The 14,033-nt window shown below is 73.7% G+C and carries 13 protein-coding genes; 9 read left to right on the forward strand and 4 right to left on the reverse strand.

Translation table 11 applies throughout. The features are described from left to right. Positions 1-3: 3 nt before the first annotated feature. Complete coding sequence (locus E1285_RS17195) at positions 4-1,911, forward strand: helix-hairpin-helix domain-containing protein (protein ID WP_243722847.1); 1,908 nt, start codon at positions 4-6, stop codon at positions 1,909-1,911. Between the two features lie 110 nt (positions 1,912-2,021). After that, entirely contained in the window at positions 2,022-2,663 is a 642-nt protein-coding gene (locus E1285_RS17200) for a hypothetical protein (RefSeq protein ID WP_132153171.1), read from the forward strand. A gap of 24 nt (positions 2,664-2,687) precedes the next feature. Here the strand turns inward: E1285_RS17200 and fabI are convergent, their stop codons facing one another. Next, a complete protein-coding gene (gene fabI, locus E1285_RS17205) occupies positions 2,688-3,473 on the reverse strand; it encodes an enoyl-ACP reductase FabI (RefSeq protein WP_132153173.1) in 786 nt (261 codons plus the stop codon). Positions 3,474-3,478: 5 nt separating this feature from the next. Further along, positions 3,479-4,183, reverse strand: coding sequence for a beta-ketoacyl-ACP reductase (locus E1285_RS17210; RefSeq protein ID WP_132153175.1), 705 nt, complete (start codon positions 4,181-4,183; stop codon positions 3,479-3,481). Between the two features lie 145 nt (positions 4,184-4,328). On the opposite strand from E1285_RS17210, the gene E1285_RS17215 reads away from it, so the two are divergent. Further along, entirely contained in the window at positions 4,329-5,828 is a 1,500-nt protein-coding gene (locus E1285_RS17215; protein WP_132153177.1) for a TldD/PmbA family protein, read from the forward strand. A gap of 5 nt (positions 5,829-5,833) precedes the next feature. Next, the gene (locus E1285_RS17220; RefSeq protein WP_132153212.1) at positions 5,834-7,210 is read left to right on the forward strand and encodes a metallopeptidase TldD-related protein; all 1,377 of its coding nucleotides are present in this window, start codon (positions 5,834-5,836) and stop codon (positions 7,208-7,210) included. 109 nt (positions 7,211-7,319) lie between these two features. On the opposite strand, the gene E1285_RS17225 is transcribed toward E1285_RS17220, so the two are convergent. Further along, positions 7,320-7,532 carry a dodecin gene (locus tag E1285_RS17225; RefSeq protein WP_132153179.1) on the reverse strand — a complete coding sequence of 71 codons (213 nt, stop codon included), beginning with the start codon at positions 7,530-7,532 and terminating at the stop codon, positions 7,320-7,322. Between the two features lie 65 nt (positions 7,533-7,597). Between E1285_RS17225 and E1285_RS17230 the strand changes: the two genes are divergently transcribed. From E1285_RS17230 to E1285_RS17250, 5 genes are all read left to right on the forward strand, one after another. Then, on the forward strand, positions 7,598-7,930 hold the full coding sequence (locus E1285_RS17230; protein ID WP_132153181.1) for a DUF3099 domain-containing protein: 333 nt from the start codon (positions 7,598-7,600) through the stop codon (positions 7,928-7,930). 659 nt (positions 7,931-8,589) lie between these two features. After that, positions 8,590-10,611 carry a substrate-binding domain-containing protein gene (locus E1285_RS17235; RefSeq protein ID WP_132153183.1) on the forward strand — a complete coding sequence of 674 codons (2,022 nt, stop codon included), beginning with the start codon at positions 8,590-8,592 and terminating at the stop codon, positions 10,609-10,611. Positions 10,612-10,723: 112 nt separating this feature from the next. Next, on the forward strand, positions 10,724-11,875 hold the full coding sequence (locus E1285_RS17240; protein WP_132153185.1) for an acyl-CoA dehydrogenase family protein: 1,152 nt from the start codon (positions 10,724-10,726) through the stop codon (positions 11,873-11,875). Positions 11,876-11,889: 14 nt separating this feature from the next. Continuing rightward, positions 11,890-12,645: a 3-oxoacyl-ACP reductase FabG gene (gene fabG / locus E1285_RS17245; RefSeq protein ID WP_243722849.1), complete on the forward strand. Its 756-nt coding sequence runs from the start codon at positions 11,890-11,892 to the stop codon at positions 12,643-12,645. Further along, a complete protein-coding gene (locus E1285_RS17250; protein ID WP_132153187.1) occupies positions 12,642-13,262 on the forward strand; it encodes a TetR/AcrR family transcriptional regulator in 621 nt (206 codons plus the stop codon). Before fabG ends, E1285_RS17250 begins: the two co-directional genes overlap by 4 nt. Here the strand turns inward: E1285_RS17250 and E1285_RS17255 are convergent. After that, positions 13,256-14,026, reverse strand: coding sequence for a helical backbone metal receptor (locus E1285_RS17255; RefSeq protein ID WP_132153189.1), 771 nt, complete (start codon positions 14,024-14,026; stop codon positions 13,256-13,258). The genes E1285_RS17250 and E1285_RS17255 overlap by 7 nt on opposite strands. Between the last annotated feature and the right edge of the window lie 7 nt (positions 14,027-14,033).

Raw genomic sequence — 14,033 nt, forward strand, 5'->3', positions numbered from 1 at the left:
CCCGTGACCGAGACCCCTGACCCCGCCCCCGCAGACCTCACCCCCGCGGAGCGGGCGGCGCGCGCCGCGGAGGCGATGCGCGCCGCCGAGGCCGCCGCCGAGGCCCTCGACGTCCGGCGCGACGAGGAACCCCGCGAGCCCGCGCCCGCCGCGCCGCCGGGTCCGCCGCCGTCCGCGCGGGAGGGCCTGCGGGACCTCACCGAGCTGTTCTCCGCGACGGGCGTCCCCGCGCCGCTAGCCGCCGGCGCCGCCGCGCGGCTCGGCCCGGACGCCGCCGCCGGGCTGCGCGCCGACCCGTGGCGGCTGCTGCGCGTCCCCGGCGTCCAGCCCCGGCAGGCCGACCACTTCGCCCGCGCCCTCCTCGGGCCGGACGCCCGGCCCGACGACCCGCGCCGCGGCCGCGCGCTCGTCCTGCACGTGCTGACCGAGGCCGCGCGCGGGGGGCACACGGTCACGCCCGCCGCCGAGGTGGTGTCCGCGCTGGAGGGTTTGCGGGTCCCCGACCCGCAGGGCGCCGTGGAGGCCGCGCTGGACGAGGCGGAGGTCCTCGCCCTCACCGAGGAGCCCGCGTTCGACGAGGAGTTCCTCGACGAGGACGCCGAGCCGCCCGAACCGGAGGAGACGCTCGGCCCGGCACGGTGGGCGCTCGCGGAGGAGGCCGCCGCCGAGGGCTTCCAGCGGCTGACGGCCACCGCCGTGCCGCTGCTGGACGACGCGGCCGTCAAGGGCCTGCGCGACGGGCTGCCCGAGGACCGCTCCCTCGCCCTCACCGCCGCGCTCCGCACCGGGGTGAGCATCCTGCGCGGCACGCCGGACGACCTCGCCCAAGCCGTCACCGGCATCGCCGCGGCGGCGGCGGGCCAGGGCGTGCGGACGGCCATCGCCGCGCCCACCGACCGCGCCGCCGCCGATCTCGCCGCCGCCGTTCCCGGGGGCGCCGAGGGCGTCGCGGTCACCGGCCTGCACCGGCTGCTGGAGCCGCGGGAGGAACCGGCGGCCTCGCCGGGAACCGTCGTCTACGGGCGCGGCGAGCACCACCCGTTCGACCTCGACCTGGTCATCGTGGCGGACGCCTCGGTGCTCGACGTCGAACTGTGCGCGGTCCTGGCCGAGGCGTGCCCCGACGGCGCCCACCTCGTGCTGTGCGCCGAGCCCGGCGCCCCGCCGCCCGCCGGGCCCGGCCGCCCGCTGGACGATCTGGAGGCCTCCGAGACCGTCCCCGTCGTCGCGCTGGACGCCGCGCCGCCGTCCGGCCCGCTCGGCGCGCTCGCCGAGGCGGTGCGCGGCGGCGACCTGGCCGCCGTGGACGCGCCGGGGCGCGAGGTCGTGATCGTGCCCGCCACCGGCCCCGCGGAGGCGGTGCACCGGGCCGTCCAGCTCGTCGCCGACTCGATCCCCCGCGCGCTCGGGATCGCCGTCGAGGACGTCCAGGTCGTCGCCCCGGCCGCGGGCGGCGAGGCGGGCACCCGGGCCCTCAACGCGGCGCTCAAGGAGCGGCTGAACCCCGGGCCCGGCAGGTTCGGCGGGATGGACCCCGGCGACCGGGTGGTCGTCGCCGCGCCGCTCCCCCAGGCCGCGCCCGGCGAGACCGGCGTGGTGACCGGCGGCGGCCCGCACGGGCTGGACGTCGGCTTCCCCGGCGGCCCGGCCGTCGTCGCCCCGGCGGACGCGTCCCGGCTGCGGCACGGCTGGGCCCTCACGGTGGCGCAGGCACGCGGCACCCGGCGGCCGGCCGTGGTCGCGGTCATGTCGCCGGAGGGCCTGTCGCGTCCGCTGGTGGCCACCGCGTTCGGGCTGGCGCTCCGGCACCTTTCGGTCGTGCAGGCGTCCGGTCCGGCGCTGGCCAGGGCCGTCCGCGAGGACGGCGGCTCCGGGCGGCGCACCAGGCTCGCGAAACTGGTGACCCAGTGAGCCGGTGACGAGGTAAAGAAACCCTCGTGTCGCGGTTTACCGGCAGGCCCGTATGGGACACGATGTCAACAGGGTTGGCAAATGCTCACAAAACGGGGTGGAGGAGCGACATGGCTCAGCGGGTCAGGCGTGTCGGTACGGCTTCTGCGGTGGTCTCGGCGGGCGCGCTCGTCCTTCTCCTGGCGGCCCCGGCGTCCCAAGCCGCGGCGGCCGAGGTCTGCAAGAAGGGCGTCGACCCGGAGACCACGATCGAGAACTGGAAGTGCAACCTCGGGAACATGCGCGAGGCGCTCACCCCGAAGACGCCGACGCCCACACCGAAGCCCACCCAGTCCAAGACCACCAAGAAGACCACCACCGGCAAGAAGCCGGCGAACAAGACGCCCAAGGCCCCGGCCAGGAAGCCGCGGAAGCCGGCCTCGGCCCCCAGCGGCGGTGGCGCTCCGGCCCCGCCGGCCACCATGACCGGCTCCAGGATCCCGCAGCCGTACTCGGAGGACGCGCCGCCCGCGACGTCCGGCCTGCCCGGCGTCCTGCCGACCCCGGAGATCGCCGCGGACCCGAACGCCTACCAGAACCCGCACGCCGACACCGTCGCCATGCCGCAGACGCGCCTCATCTCGCCCGTGGCGGCCTCTCAGCAGGACGACGGCCAGATGCTCCTGGTAGCCGCCGCCGCGGCCACAGCAGGCGCCGTAGGCGCCCTCAACATCTCCGTCGTAGGCCGAGCCCTCCGCCGCCGGCGTACCTGACCGCCGCCTAGAGGCGGCGGCTGATCAGTCCATGCCGCCCATGGCGTGGAGGCCGCCGTCCACGTGGACGATCTCGCCCGTGGTGGCGGGGAACCAGTCCGACAGGAGGGCGGCGCATGCGCGGGCGGTCGGTTCGCTGTCCTTGATGTCCCAGCCGAGGGGGGCCGCCTTCGGCCACATGTCGGTCATGCCCTCGAAGCCGGGGATGCTCTTGGCCGCCATCGTGGCGAGCGGCCCGGCGGCGACGAGGTTCACCCGGATGCCCTGCGGGCCGAGGTACTTGGCCAGGTAGCGGGAGCACGACTCCAGGCCGGCCTTGGCCACGCCCATCCAGTCGTACACCGGCCACGCCTTGGTGGCGTCGAAGTCCAGGCCGACGACCGAGCCGCCGTCCTTCATCAGCGGCAGGCACGCCATCGTCAGCGACTTCAGCGAGTACGTCGAGGCGTGCACGGCGGTCGCCACGTCCTCCCAGGGCGTCTCCAGGAAGTTACCGCCGAGCGCGGTCTGCGGCGCGAACCCGATCGCGTGGACGACGCCGTCCAGGTGGTCGAAGCCGTTGTCGCGCAGGTTCCCGGCGAGGGCGTCCAGCTGCTCGGTGTTCATCACGTCCAGCTCGATCACCGGCGGCGGCGAGTCGGGACCGGACGGGAGCCGCTTGGCGGTCCTGGCGGTGAGCGTCGGGCGCGGGTAGGCGGTCAGCGCCACCTCGGCGCCCTGCTCCTGCGCGACCCGCGCGACGTGGAAGCCGATCGAGGCGTCGGTGAGGACGCCGGTGACCAGGATGCGCTTGCCTTCGAGGATTCCCATGCCCGTCAGTGCCCCATTCCCAGGCCGCCGTCGACCGGGATCACGGCCCCGGTGATGTAGGCGGCGTCCTCGCTCGCCACGAACCGCACGGCCTTGGCGACCTCGTCCGGCTCCGCCATCCGCCCCATCGGGATCGCGGACAGGATGCCCTTCTGCTGGTCCTCGGTGAGCGCCTGCGTCATGTCGGTGTCGACGAACCCCGGCGAGACCACGTTCACCGTGATGCCGCGCGAGCCCAGCTCGCGGGCCAGGGACCGCGCGAACCCGACCAGGCCCGCCTTGGACGCCGCGTAGTTGGCCTGCCCCGGCGAGCCCATCAGGCCCACGACCGACGAGACCAGCACGATGCGCCCCTTCCGCTTGCGCATCATGCCCTTCACGCCGCGCTTGGCGACGCGGAACGCGCCGGTCAGGTTGGTGTCGATCACGGACGTGAACGACTCCTCGCTCATGATCGCCAGCAGGGTGTCCTTGGTGATCCCGGCGTTGGCGACGACCACCTCGACCGGGCCCTGCTCCGCCTCGACCTTGCCGAACGCGGCGTCGACGTCCTCGGCGCTCGTCACGTCGCAGCGCACGCCGAACAGCCCCTCGGGCGGCTCGCCGGACCGGTAGGTGACGGCGACCGCGTCGCCCGCGGCGGCGAGCTCCCTGGCGATCGCCAGGCCGATGCCCCGGTTCCCCCCGGTGACGAGGACAGAGCGACTCATCACGACCCTCTCGTTGGCTGTTCGCTGATGACAGCGCACGACACTAGTGGCCTTCCGGCCCCCTGCGGATGTGCCGAACCGACAAGATCCGCTCACCCGGGTTTGTTCGGGTGCCGTCCCGGGCGCGGCGGGTAGGTTCCCAAGGGTGCATGACATCGATCCCACCTTCACCGCGCTGCCGCTTCGAGCGCTGGCCGACGCGGCGCTGTCCCGGGCCCGGGAGCTGGGCGCCGAGCACGCCGACTTCCGCCTGGAGCGCATCCGCAGCCAGACCCTCCGCCTGCACGACGCCGCGCTGGAGACCGCGCTGGACGCCGACGACGTCGGCCTCTCGGTCCGCGTCGTCAAGGACGGCACCTGGGGCTTCGCCGCCGGCATCGACCTGACGCCCGAGGGGGCCGCCCGGGTCGCGGCCCAGGCCGTCGACGTCGCCGCGGTCGCCGGGCCCGTCAACCGCGAGCCCATCGAGCTGGCCCCCGAGCCCGTGCACGGCGAGCGCACGTGGGTCTCGTCCTACGAGACCGACCCGTTCGACGTGCCGACCGCGGACAAGGTGGCGCTGCTGTCGGGCTGGAGCCGCCGGCTCCTCGGCGACGACCGCGTCGACCACGTGGACGCGACGCTGCTGCAGGTCAAGGAGAACAAGTTCTTCGCCGACCTCGCCGGGACCGTCACCACCCAGCAGCGCGTCCGGCTGCACCCCGTCGTGAACGCCGTGGGCCTGTCCGGCGGCCTCGTCGACACGATGCGCACGCTCGCGCCGCCCGCCGGGTACGGGTGGGAGTGGCTGTCGGGCGAGCACTGGGACTGGGACGGCGAGCTGGCCCGCATCCCCGAGCTCCTCGCCGAGAAGCTCGCCGCGCCGTCGGTCGAGGCGGGCGTGTACGACGTCGTCGTCGACCCGTCCAACCTCTGGCTGACGATCCACGAGTCGATCGGGCACGCCACCGAGCTGGACCGGGCGCTCGGCTACGAGGCCGCCTACGCGGGCACCTCGTTCGCCACCCCGGACAAGCTCGGGAACCTGCGGTACGGCTCCGAGGTCATGAACATCACCGGGGACCGCACCGCCGAGCACGGACTGGCCACCATCGGCTACGACGACGAGGGCGTGCGGACCCGGGCGTTCGACATCGTCTCCGGCGGGCTGTTCACCGGCTACCAGACCGACCGCCGCATCGCCCGCCTCACCGGCGCCGAGCGCTCCAACGGCTGCGCGTTCGCCGACGCCCCGTCCAGCATGCCGATCCAGCGGATGGCGAACGTCTCGCTCCAGCCCGCCGAGAACGGCCCGTCCACCGCCGAGCTGATCTCCGGCGTCGAGCGCGGCATCTACATCGTCGGCGACAAGAGCTGGTCGATCGACATGCAGCGCTACAACTTCCAGTTCACCGGGCAGCGGTTCTACCGGATCGAGAACGGGCGCCTGGCCGGGCAGCTGCGCGACGTCGCCTACCAGGCCACCACGACCGACTTCTGGAACTCCATGGAGGCCGTCGGCGGCCCGCAGACGTACGTGCTCGGCGGCGCGTTCAACTGCGGCAAGGGCCAGCCGGGACAGGTCGCGCCGGTGAGCCACGGCTGCCCGTCGGCGCTGTTCCGCGGCGTCAACATCCTCAACGCCCTGAAGGAGGCCGGCCAGTGACGACGATCAGGCCGCAGGAGGCCGTCGAGCGGGCGCTGTCGCTGTCCCGCTCGGACGACTGCATCGTCATCGCCGACGAGGCGAGCACCGCGAACCTGCGGTGGGCGGGCAACACGCTGACCACCAACGGCGTGACCCGCTCCAGCCGCCTCACCGTCATCGCGCTGCGCGACACCGCCGACGGCGTCGCGACCGGCGTGGTGTCGCGGTCGGCCGTCACCGCCGCCGGCATCGAGGACTTGGTGCGCGCCGCCGAGGCCGACGCCGCCGGGAGCGAGGCCGCGGAGGACGCCTCACCCCTGATCGCCGGGGGCGCGCCCTCGGCCGGGTGGGACGACGACCCCGCCGAGACCGGCATCGGCGTGTTCGAGGGGTTCGCGCCGGCGCTCGGCGAGGCGTTCGCCGCCGCGCAGGCCGGCGACAGGCGGCTGTACGGGTTCGCCAACCACATGCTGACCTCGACGTTCCTCGGCAGCTCCGCGGGGCTGCGGCTGCGGCACGACCAGCCGACCGGGCTGCTGGAGCTCAACGCCAAGGGCGCGGGCGGCTCGGCGTGGGCGGGCGTCGGCACCCGCGACTTCGCCGACGTCGACGTCCCCGCGCTGACCGGCGACCTCGCCAGGCGGCTGGAGTGGGGCGAGCGGCGCGTGGACCTGCCCGCCGGGCGGTACGAGACGATCCTGCCGCCCTCCGCCGTCGCCGACCTGATGATCTACCTGTACTGGTCGGCCGGCGCGCAGGACGCCCAGGACGGCCGGACGGTGTTCAGCGCGCCCGGCGGCGGCACCCGCGTCGGCGAGAAGCTCGCGGGCCTGCCGGTCACGCTGTCCAGCGACCCGGCCGCCGCGGGCATGGAGTGCGCCCCGTTCGTCGTCGCGCACGCCTCGAGCCGCGAGTCGTCGGTGTTCGACAACGGCCTGGCGCTCGGCGCCACCGACTGGATCAGCGGCGGCGACCTCGCCTCGCTCACCCAGACGCGGCACTCGGCCGAGCGCACCGGGCTGCCGCTCACCCCGCCGGTCGACAACCTGGCGATGACCGGGCCGGGCGGCGGCGCGACCCTGGAGGAGATGGTCGCCCGCACCGAGCGCGGGCTGCTGCTGACGTGCCTGTGGTACATCCGCGAGGTCGACTCGCAGAGCCTGCTGCTGACCGGGCTCACCCGCGACGGCGTCTACCTCGTCGAGGACGGCGAGGTCGTCGGCGCGGTGAACAACTTCAGGTTCAACGAGAGCCCCGTCGACCTGCTGTCACGCCTCACCGAGGTCGGCGAGACCGGTCCGACGCTGCCGCGCGAGTGGTCCGACTACTTCACCCGCGCCGCCATGCCGCCGCTGCGCGTCCCCGACTTCAACATGTCGACGGTGTCGCAGGCGTCGTGACCGTCACACCGTCCTCCAGCCCCCACCCACCACCATCCAAAGGACGAGCTTCGCTCGGCGCCTGACTGTGCACGGGCCCGCCCAGGCTTAGGGCGGGCCCGTGCGCGGCTCAGCCGTCCTCCAGGCGGAAGCCGACCTTCATGGTGACCTGCATGTGGGCGACCTCGCCGTCCTCTATGTGGCCGCGGACCTCCGTCACCTCGAACCAGTCCAGGTGGCGCAAGGTCTGCGCGGCACGCCTGACGCCATTGCGGATGGCGCTCTCGAGCGACTCCGGCGAGGTACCCACGATCTCCGTCACCCGGTACGTCCGATCGGTCATCTCGTTCCTCCGATGTCTTGACCCGTACTGCTGTCGCCAGCCGGACTCCATGGGCTTACCTTGGAATGGTGAAGGCCAATCACGAACGTGAGCCGGAGATCTACACGGTCACCGACGCTCCCCGGCCCATGTCCGAGGACATCGGGCACCGGCAGCGGCGGTATCTGATGTCCATGGGGGTCCGCACGGCGTGCTTCGTCGGCGCGATCCTGGCGGCGGTGGCCGGTGCTCCGGCGTGGCTGGCGCTCATTCTCGTGGCCGGAGCACTCGTTCTTCCCTACATCGCGGTGGTCTTCGCGAACGGCGGCCGGGAGCCGACCGCCTCCGCGACCTTCGACGATCCGGGCAAGCCGGAACAGAAGCCGGTTTCCGGACAGCGACCGGAAATCGGGTCGTGACATTCTCTTGACTAACCGCGGGGGGTTTCGGTGTACGATTTGTACCGGCGCTCTGGTCCCCCGTCGGAGCGCCCGTGCCGGTGTTCCGGGCCCCCGTCGGAACACCGATGATGCGGCGCCGGGTGGATTGCCCCCGTATCCACCCGGCGCCGCTTTTCATGTCCGGGGTCCTGTCCTGGGACTCCCCCGGGCCGGCGATGACCCGCCCTTGACGGCCGGTCCCGGCCCGCAGCACATCCCCGCGGAAAAGCAAGCCCTGGTCGTGGCCTGCTCCGGCCAGGAGCCGAAACCCCGCCGGATCGAACTTTTCTCCCGCGAATCCGTGTAGCGCGGGGCGTTCCCGGCCGGGCACGGTCGGTCAGAACGACCTGGAAGCGCACCGATCCATTCCCGTGGCTCGCTGCGTACTGCTGAGCGGCCCCGCGTACTGCTGAGCGGCCCCGCGTACTTCCGAGCGGCGGTGCGTACTTCCGAGCGGCGGCGCGCGGCCGAGGCCCCCGTCCGGTCTCGAATCGCCGGAACACTTGACGGAAGACGCCGATGAGACGAACATCACACCTGACCCTGCTGAGACACTTCCTCTATATGTCTCACAGGGCGGCTGTCACCAAGCGGCGCGCCACGCCCCGGCGCTCCCGCCCGGGAAACGGAGATCGGCGATGAGCGGACACGACGACGTGCCCGATTGGGCACCCCGGACCCCGCCGGAGACCGGCGACCCCGACGTCCCCTACACCTTCCTGGGCGCCTCCTACCCGGGCGGCGTGCCCTCCGCGTCCGGGCCGGCGGGCGGCCCCCGGGCCGGCGGGGCGCCGGGCGGCGCGGCCGCCCGCGATCCGTTCGACGCCTTCGAGAGGCCGGACCGCCCGTCCCGGCCCCCCGGCCCGGCGCACGCCGCCGCCAGGCCGGGCCGCAAGGGGCCGTGCCGGCCGCCGCGGCGGATCGGCGGCATCCTGCTCGGCCCGCTGGCCGGCGCGGTCGCGCTGGTCCTGGTGACGGGCGCCGGCGCGTACGCGCTCACCTCGGCCGGCGACGGATGCTCGGACGAGGACGCGCTCACCATCAGCGTGGCCGCCGCGCCGGACATCGCCCCGGCGGTCGTCCGGGCCGCCGAACGCTTCAACGACGACCGCAACGAGATCGCCGGGAGGTGCGCCCGCGCGCTCGTGCGGCCCGCCGACCCGGCCGCGGTCGCGACGCTCCTGTCGGGCAAGGGCGTCGCCGGCGTCGCCGAGAAGCCCGACGTCTGGATCCCCGACTCCTCGCTGTGGACCAAACTCGTCGAGGGATCCCGGCGTGCCGGGGCGGCCGGGGACCTCACGGGCCTCGGCGGGATGGCATCGACCCCGATCGTGCTGGCCATGCCCAGCGGGCTCGCGACGCGGCTGCGGGACCTGGGCGCGCCCGCGCAGCCGTCCTGGAAGGAGCTCCTCGCCGCGGCGGGGACGGCGGCGAACGCCGAGCAGGGCCCGAGCGCGCCCGCGGACGGCGCGATCCCGCCGCGGCTGTTCCGGCTGCGGGTCCCCGACCCCGACGGCACCGCGACCGGCATGGGGACGCTGCTGCTGGCCGACGCGCTGCTGTCCGGGGACCCGCAGGGCCAGGCGGGGTTCACCGGCGTGGTGCGCACGATCCGGGAAGGCGTCGCGGTGTCGGTCAAGGCCGGGTTCGCCGCGTTCGGCCAGGAGCCGGGAGAGCGCTACCCCGTCGCGCTGGCGCCGGAGCAGGCGGTGTTCGGCCACAACGCGAGGCGTCCCAGGCAGAGCGCCGTCGCCGTCTACCCGGCCGAGGGCACGATCTACCTCGACCACCCGGTCACCGTCCTGTCCGGGGACCCGGCCAAGCTGGACGCCGGACGGCTGCTGCGCAAGGAGCTGGCGAGCGGCGCCACCCGCGGCGACGTGCACCGGCTGGGCTTCCGGACGCCCGACGGCGCCGCGCCGGCGGCGTTCTCCGGGAGGACCGGGCTGAGCCGGAGCGCGCCGAAGGCGGTCCCCCCGGTGCCGGCGGCCGAGGTCGGGCGCACCATGCAGCAGTGGGCGCAGCTCTCGCTGAGCATCCGGATGCTCAGCATCATCGACATCTCCGGATCCATGGACAGGAAGATCGCGCCCGGCGCGACCCGCCTGCAGTCCACGATCCGGACGGCGCAGAACGGGCTCTCCCTGCTGCCGGACGACAGCGAGCTCGGCCAGTGGGTGTTCTCCACGGAGCTGGAGGGCGAGCGGGACTGGCGGGAGCTGGTGAGCGTGGGGCCGCTGGCCGAGCGGCTCGGCTCCGCCACCCGGCGCCAGCTCGTCCTGAGCGCGTTCGCCAGGACCAGGGTGAAGGAGGACGGCGGGACCGGCCTGTACGAGACCGCCATCGCCGCGTTCGACCACATGAAGCGGACCTACAAGCCGGAGTACGTGAACTCGATCCTGCTGTGGACGGACGGGAGGAACCAGGACCGGGAAGGTCCCTCGCTGCCGGAGACGCTGGACCACATCCGCCGCGCCTACGACCCCGAGCGCCCCGTCCAGATCAACATGTTCGGCATCGGTGATGGCGTGGACGTCGACGAGCTCCGGCAGATCGCGCGGGCGACGAACGGCGACGCGTACGTGGCCCAGACGCCGGGGCAGGTCCAGGCCCTCTTCCTCAAGGCGCTGTCCCAGCGGGTCTGCGAGCCCGACTGCTGAACCCCGCGCCGGCCGCCGGGCCGACTGCCGGAACGCCGACTCGTATTTGATTCTAGAACTCGATTCGAGTTAGGTTAGCGTTCTGTTAGTTGCGCAGCGAAAGGGGCACAGCGTGCGGCGCACCGTGTTCAACGAGGACCATGAAGCGTTCCGGGAGACGATCCGGGCCTTCATCGAGGCGGAGGTCGCGCCCGTCTTCACCGAGTGGGAGGAGGCCGGCCATCCGCCGCGCGGCTTCTACAACCAGCTCGGCGAACTCGGCGTGTTCGGGATCCAGGTGCCCGAGGAGTACGGCGGCGCGGGCGAGACCAGCTTCAAGTACCAGGCGGTGGTCTCCGAGGAGTGCGCCCGCGCCGGAGTGAGCTTCGGCGGCTACGGCGTGCACGTCAACCTCGTCCTGCCCTACCTGCTGAAGTACGGGTCGGAGGAGCAGAAGAAGCGCTGGCTGCCGCCGTTCATCTCCGGCGAGATGATGACCGCCATCGCGATGACCGAGCCCGGCACCGGCTCCGACCTCGCCGGCATGCAGACCACCGCCAAGCGCGACGGCGACCACTACGTCCTCAACGGCGCCAAGACGTTCATCACCGGCGGCGTCCTCGCCGACCGCGTGCTCGTCGTGGCGCGCACGTCACCGGCCACGCCGGAGAACCGCCGGGCGGGGCTGTCGATCCTGGCGGTGGACACCGCCAGCGAGGGCTACGCGGTCGGCCGCAAGCTGGAGAAGATCGGGCTGCGCAGCTCCGACACCGCCGAGCTGTCGTTCACCGACGTCCGCGTCCCGGCCGAGGACCTGCTCGGCGAGGAGGGACGCGGGTTCGAGTACCTGACGCACAACCTGGCCGAGGAGCGGCTCGGCATCGCGACCAGCTCCTACGCGTCCGCCGCCGCGGCCGTGGAGTTCGCGCGCCGGTACGTCCAGGACCGCAGCGTCTTCGGCAAGACCGTGTCGTCGTTCCAGAACACCAAGTTCGTCCTCGCCGAGTGCGCCACCGAGGTCGAGGCGGCCCGCTCGCTGGTCGACCGCTGCATCGAGGCGCTCGACGCCGGGGAGCTCACCCCCGCCGACGCCGCCGTGTGCAAGCTGTTCTGCACCGAGGTGCAGGCCCGCGTCGTCGACAAGTGCCTCCAGCTGCACGGCGGCTACGGCTACATCCTCGAGTACCCGATCGCGCGCCTGTACGCCGACGCCCGGGTCAGCCGCATCTACGGCGGGACCAGCGAGGTGCTCAAGACCATCATCGCCAAGGACATCCAGGTTTGAGAGGGGCAGTGGAGATGACGGACGATCGCGTTGCCATCGTCACGGGCGCGGCGCGCGGCATCGGCGCCGCCACCGCCGTGCGGCTCGCACGGGAGGGCTTCGCCGTCGCGGTCTGCGACCTCGACGAGGCCGCCTGCGCCGGCACCGTGGCGGACATCGTGAAGAACGGCGGGAAGGCCCTGGCCGTGGGCGTGGACGTCGCCGACTCCGCGCGGGTCCCGGCCGCCGTCGCCCGCGTCGCGGCGGAGCTGGGCCCGCCGGTCGTGCTGGTGAACAACGCCGGGGTCACCCGGGACAACATGCTGTTCAAGATGTCGGACGACGACTGGGACACGGTCATGTCGGTGCACCTGCGCGGCTCCTTCCTGATGAGCCGCGCCGCGCAGGAGCACATGACGAAGGCCGGGTGGGGGCGCATCGTCAACCTGTCGTCGGTGTCGGCGCTCGGCAACCGCGGGCAGGTCAACTACTCGGCGGCCAAGGCGGGCCTGCAGGGCTTCACCAAGACCCTCGCGATCGAGCTGGGCAAGTTCGGCGTGACCGCCAACGCGATCGCGCCCGGGTTCATCGCGACGGAGATGACGGCCGCGACCGCCGACCGCGTCGGCGTCGCCTGGGAGGACTTCAAGGCCGCCGCCGCCAAGGAGATCCCCGTCCGCCGCGTCGGCACCCCCGAGGACATCGCGGGGACGGTCGCGTTCCTGGTCAGCGACGACGCCTCGTTCGTGTCCGGACAGGTCATCTACGTCGCCGGAGGCCCGCGGGCGTGACGGCACCGCGGACGGCCCGCAGGGACGGCCCGGCCCGCGACCGGGAGGCGACCGAGGAGTCGCTGCGCGCGGCGGCGATCGCGCTGCTGCGGCGCGGCGGCGTCCTCGCCGGGCTGAACCTGCGGGAGGTCGCCGACAAGGCCGGCGTCAACCGCGGGCTGGTCTACCAGTACTTCGGCTCGCGGCGGGCGCTGCTGCGCTCGGCGCTGTTCCACCGGTCCCGGCCCAACGCCGAGGACGCGGTGGACGCGGCGGGGCTGCCGCTGCGCGAGCGGCTGTCGCGACTGTTCTGGACGAGCCTGCGCAACCCGGAACCGGTCGTCCTGGCGTCGCTGCTGGTGCTGGACGGCGACGACCGGCCCCGGGTCCTGCTCAACCGGGGCGCGAGCCGGGAGGACCTCGCCGCGGAGGCCGGGCGGGGCGAGCTGCCGGTGGAGGACGTGGCGGCCGTCCAGGCGGCGATCGCGTCGACGATCTACGGGTACACGCTCTTGCGCGAGCACCTGGCGCGGGAGATCGACCTGCCGCCCGAGGAGCTGGACGAGCGCATGGCCGCCTGCGTGGAGGCGATGTTCGCTCGCGGACCCGCCCGCGATGGCCGGGGCGAGGGTCAGTAGGTCCTGGCCGCGGCGAGCCGCCGCGCCAGCGCGGCCGGGGCGTCCGCGAGGGACGGGCCGTACCAGGTGAGGTACCGTCCGTCGACGAGCGCGACGTCGATGCCGGGGAACGACTCGGGGCCGTCGTCCTCGGTGAACCGGTAGGGCTCGTCCGGCAGGACGACCAGGCCGGCGCCGGCCTGGTTCAGCTCGTCCAGCGGGATCTTCGGGTACCGGTCGGGGTGGCCGCCGTAGAGGTTGGACACGCCCAGGCGGGACAGGACGTCGCCGGTGAAGGTGTCGCGGCCGACGACCATCCACGGCCGCCGCCAGATCGGGATGACGGCAGTGCGGGGAGCGCCCGGAGTGACGCCCGACCAGACGCGGGACGCCTCGTCCAGCCAGCCCGGCACGGGAACCCGGCACGCCTCGGTGAGCATGCGCCGCAGTGAGGCGAGGGCCACGTCCACGGTGCGGATCTCCGTCATCCACACCGGGATCCCGGCGGCGCGCATCGCGTCGACGTCGGCGGGACGGTTCTCCTCGGTGTTGCCGAGGACGACGTCGGGCCGCAGCTCCGCGATCCGCTCCAGGTCGGGGTTCTTGGTCCCCCTGACGCGCGGGACGTCCAGGCCGGCCGGGTGGGTGCACCAGTCCGTGGCCCCCGCCAGCAGGCCCGGCGCGGTGACGGCGACGCTCTCGGTCAGGGACGGGACGATCGACACGACCCGCCGCACCCGGTCGGGGACGGGGACCGGGGCGCCGGTGTCGTCGAGAGGGCTCATCAGGGGC

Source organism: Actinomadura sp. 7K507, from assembly GCF_004348425.1.
Lineage (GTDB): Bacteria > Actinomycetota > Actinomycetes > Streptosporangiales > Streptosporangiaceae > Spirillospora.

Coding starts and splice junctions, on each gene's coding strand:
- E1285_RS17225 (WP_132153179.1), bottom strand. CDS start 7,532: ATGACCGATCGGACGTACCGGGTGACGGAGATCGTGGGTACCTCGCCG.
- E1285_RS17255 (WP_132153189.1), bottom strand. CDS start 14,026: ATGAGCCCTCTCGACGACACCGGCGCCCCGGTCCCCGTCCCCGACCGG.
- fabG (WP_243722849.1), top strand. CDS start 11,890: ATGACGGACGATCGCGTTGCCATCGTCACGGGCGCGGCGCGCGGCATC.
- E1285_RS17235 (WP_132153183.1), top strand. CDS start 8,590: ATGAGCGGACACGACGACGTGCCCGATTGGGCACCCCGGACCCCGCCG.
- E1285_RS17230 (WP_132153181.1), top strand. CDS start 7,598: ATGGTGAAGGCCAATCACGAACGTGAGCCGGAGATCTACACGGTCACC.
- E1285_RS17210 (WP_132153175.1), bottom strand. CDS start 4,183: ATGAGTCGCTCTGTCCTCGTCACCGGGGGGAACCGGGGCATCGGCCTG.
- E1285_RS17200 (WP_132153171.1), top strand. CDS start 2,022: ATGGCTCAGCGGGTCAGGCGTGTCGGTACGGCTTCTGCGGTGGTCTCG.
- fabI (WP_132153173.1), bottom strand. CDS start 3,473: ATGGGAATCCTCGAAGGCAAGCGCATCCTGGTCACCGGCGTCCTCACC.